This is a genomic window from uncultured Tepidimonas sp. (assembly GCF_938045175.1).
Taxonomy (GTDB): Bacteria; Pseudomonadota; Gammaproteobacteria; order Burkholderiales; family Burkholderiaceae_C; genus Tepidimonas.
Map to the genome: position 1 here is coordinate 1 of NZ_CALIND010000118.1, position 2,799 is coordinate 2,799.

2 protein-coding genes are annotated in these 2,799 nt (G+C 69.2%); both read right to left on the reverse strand.

Annotation, left to right across the window (positions count from 1 at the left end; genetic code table 11):
* Positions 1 to 151 precede the first annotated feature (151 nt).
* Positions 152 to 877: a nitrilase-related carbon-nitrogen hydrolase gene (locus Q0716_RS06205; protein ID WP_299020886.1), complete on the reverse strand. Its 726-nt coding sequence runs from the start codon at positions 875 to 877 to the stop codon at positions 152 to 154.
* A 15-nt stretch (positions 878 to 892) separates the two neighbouring features.
* Positions 893 to 2,578, reverse strand: coding sequence for an NAD(P)/FAD-dependent oxidoreductase (locus Q0716_RS06210; RefSeq protein ID WP_299020888.1), 1,686 nt, complete (start codon positions 2,576 to 2,578; stop codon positions 893 to 895).
* Positions 2,579 to 2,799: the final 221 nt, after the last annotated feature.

Consider the following 2,799-nt stretch of genomic DNA (forward strand, 5'->3'; position numbering starts at 1 on the left):
ACGACTGCACAAGCTGGCCCGTACCACGCCGGCGATGCGCGCCGAGATTGCCGCCGGCAACGAGTCGATCCAGACGCTGGCCAATCGCTGCGCGTAGGGTGTTCAAATATCCGGGATATGACAGCTACAACGTTGCGCCAGATGGATCGGATCAATCCGGGCTATCGGCAATGAGCAACGCCTCCCCCCGCCTCGCTGCAGCCACCACCCGCCCGTCGGGCCCCACCAGGCGACTCAGCCCGCCGTAGTGCGTATCGCCTTCTGCGCCGCAGGCGTTGGCGTAGGCGATGGCCACGCGCGACTCGGCGGCCAGACGCGGCAGCGTCAGGCACGGCGCGTCGTCATACGGCAGCATGTTGGCGGTGGGGGCGAGAATCAACTGCGCCCCCTGTCGCACCAGCGTCCGCACCGCCGAAGGCTGCTCCACGTCGAAGCAAATCAGCAGGCCGATGCGCCAGCCGCCCCACTCGAACGGCGCGGCCACGGCCTCGCCCGCCGTGAAGCGCGCCCGGTCCGCCGCGCCGAAGAGGTGCACCTTGCGGTGCACGGCCAGCCGCAGGCCATCGGGGCCGATGGCCTGCACGGCGTTCCAGGGCTTGGCACCGTCCGGATGGCGCTCGGGCCAGCCGTAGGCGATACCCAGGCGGTGGCGCCGGGCGATGGCCGCCACCGCCTGCGCCAGCGGCCCGTCGGCGGGTTCGGCCAAGGCGGCTAGGTGCTCGGGTGCGATCAGGTAGCCGGTCAGCGCCATCTCGGGCGTAACGAGCCAGTGCGCGCCCTGCACGGCTGCGCGCGCGGCGGCGTCCTGCAGCCGGTGCAGCGCCGCAGCCACGTCGCCAGCGCTCGGGTGCGGGGTTTGCCAGAGGGCGATGCGCATGGGATCGGGCATCCTTCAGTCTGGCAGCGCCACCGGGCCGATGTGCGGATACCAGTCGCCGGGGCCGGGGTTATCGGGGTGGCTCGCGCCACCCAGGTGGCGCACGATGCCCCAGACGGCGTTGAGCGCCGTCTGCACCGCGCCCTCCACCCAGGCGGGAGTAAAGGAGATGTCGTCGCCAGCCAGGTAGATGCCGCGCTCACGCTCCGGCAGCGCATCCTGCATGAAGTGGCCGTACATGCGGTGGTTATAGCGGTAGTGGCCCGGCAGCGCGCCCTTGAAGGCGCCGAGGAAATAGGGGTCGGCCTCCCACGAGATGGTAATCGGGTCGCCGATGATGTGGCTGGCGATGTCCACGTCGGGGTAGATCTTGCGCAGCGCCTCCAGCGCCAGCTGCACGCGCTTAGCGCTGTCATACGGCAGCATTTTCAGCGCGTCGCTCATCCATGCGTAGGACAGGCAGATCACGCCCGGCTGATCCGGACCGTTGTCGAACAGATAGGTGCCGCGGGTCAGGCGATCGGTCAGCGTCATGCCCATGACCGGCCAGCCGTTGGCGCGCAGGTCGTTCCAGAACGGGCGATCGACCATCACGAAGGTCTTGGACGACTGCATGTAGCGCGTGCGGTCCAGCGCCATCCACAGCTTTTGCGAAAACAGCGACTCTTCGCACGCGATCTGCGTCGTCAGCAGCCAGCTCTGGCAGGTGACCAACACCGCATCGTAGCGACGCGTGTGGCCCCAGGCGTCGGTGATCTCCAGCTGGCCGTTGCCGGCGCGCTGGATGGCCTTGGCCGCCGGCCTGGGTGCGCCGTGGTGCAGCCGGGCCAGCGTCGTGCCTTGCGGCCAGTGGACCAAGCGCTGCGGCGCATGGTGCCACAGGCCGAGCGGCACCTGCTGCACGCCACCGACGATCAGGTGCTGGTTCTCGTCGCAGCCGGTCAGCACCACGCGCAGGATCTCCAGCATGGAGTTCGGAAAATCCGAATCCCAGCCGCCGGTGCCAAAGCCCACCTGGCCGAACACCTCGCGGTGGTGAAAACTCAGGCGCTGGAAGGCGCCGGACTGCGCGACGAAGTCGTAGAAGGTGCGGTCGTCCCAGCGCTGCACCAGTGCGTTCCACAGCGCCTTGACGCGCTCGACATCGCGCTGGCGCATGGCCGTCTGTAGCTCGGTAAAGCCCGCGCCCTCTTCCAGCGCGTCGGCCCACGCTTGCGCCACCTCGCGAAACAGCGGCGGCAGATCGTCCAACGTGCGCGCCCAGTGGGTCTGGCCCTCCAGGTCGATCACGGTGCAGTTGGCCGCCGGCGTCAGCGGGTTGGGGAAAGGGCGGCTCTGCAGACCCAGCGTGCGGACGTAGTGGTAGAAGCCCGTGGACGACAGCGGAAAACGCATGCCGCCCAGCTCAGCGATGGCCCCGCTGCCGCCTTCGAACGGCTGCGAGCGCAGCCGACCGCCCATGCGCGAGGCCTCGTACACCACGGGCTTCAGGCCCAGCTTCATCAGCTCGTAAGCGGCGGTGAGTCCCGCCATACCTGCGCCAACGATGGCCACCTCGCTTCCGTGGCGGCTGGCGGGCAGCGTGCCCAGCCCCGCAGGATGCGCCAACCACTCGTCGTAGGCAAACGGAAAGTCGGGGCCGAACATGGTGATCGGCGCATCCGCGGCGCGGCGCGCGGGGGGTGTCAAGGTCACGGTCATGGGGGTCTCCTGGGACACTGTTAGTTGTGCAAGAGAGGGCGGGTGGGAACAGGCTGGGCAAGGCCCCACGCTCAGCGCAGCAGGCTGGCGACCAGCGCCGCCGCGGTGCCCCACATCAGCAAGGCCACCAGCCCGTCCAGCGCGCGCCAGACGTGCAGCGAGTTGAGCCGCCGCCCGAGCCAGAACGCCGCGCCGCCCAGCAGCACAAACCACAGCACCGA

What these genes read in the sequence shown, in the direction of transcription:
- Q0716_RS06210 (WP_299020888.1), bottom strand. Translation starts at nt 2,578, where the DNA reads ATGACCGTGACCTTGACACCCCCCGCGCGCCGCGCCGCGGATGCGCCG.
- Q0716_RS06205 (WP_299020886.1), bottom strand. Translation starts at nt 877, where the DNA reads ATGCGCATCGCCCTCTGGCAAACCCCGCACCCGAGCGCTGGCGACGTG.